Source organism: Bacillus sp. SIMBA_005 (assembly GCF_046535585.1).
In the GTDB taxonomy this organism is placed as follows: domain Bacteria; phylum Bacillota; class Bacilli; order Bacillales; family Bacillaceae; genus Bacillus; species Bacillus pumilus.
Genome location: NZ_JAWRWI010000979.1, coordinates 1 through 245, shown reverse-complemented (window position 1 = coordinate 245; position 245 = coordinate 1). Strand labels below are relative to the sequence as shown.

The following is a 245-nucleotide window of genomic DNA, read 5'->3' as shown; positions in this document are numbered from 1 at the left end:
AATGCCAGCGCAATGGCCCGTGCCGCGCGCAGGAAGGTCAGCGCCTCATGGACCTGGGTGGAAACACCCAGCACCACGATGTCCGCCTGCATCGCGCCCGCCCTGCGCAGCAGCGCGGCGGCGTCGGCCTCGACCTGCACGTTCCAACCGCCCCCGTCCAGCAGCACGGCCACGCCTTCGGCCACGATGCGGTGTTCGTCGGCGATGACTGCGGTTCTTTCCATTCCTCTTTTCCCTGGTCAACG

At 67.8% G+C, this 245-nt stretch carries 1 protein-coding gene; it reads right to left on the bottom strand.

Going from position 1 to position 245, the window contains the following annotated elements:
• Positions 1–224: hypothetical protein (locus tag SB660_RS23015; RefSeq protein WP_410584850.1), on the bottom strand; the 224-nt coding region annotated here is incomplete at its 3' end.
• Positions 225–245: the final 21 nt, after the last annotated feature.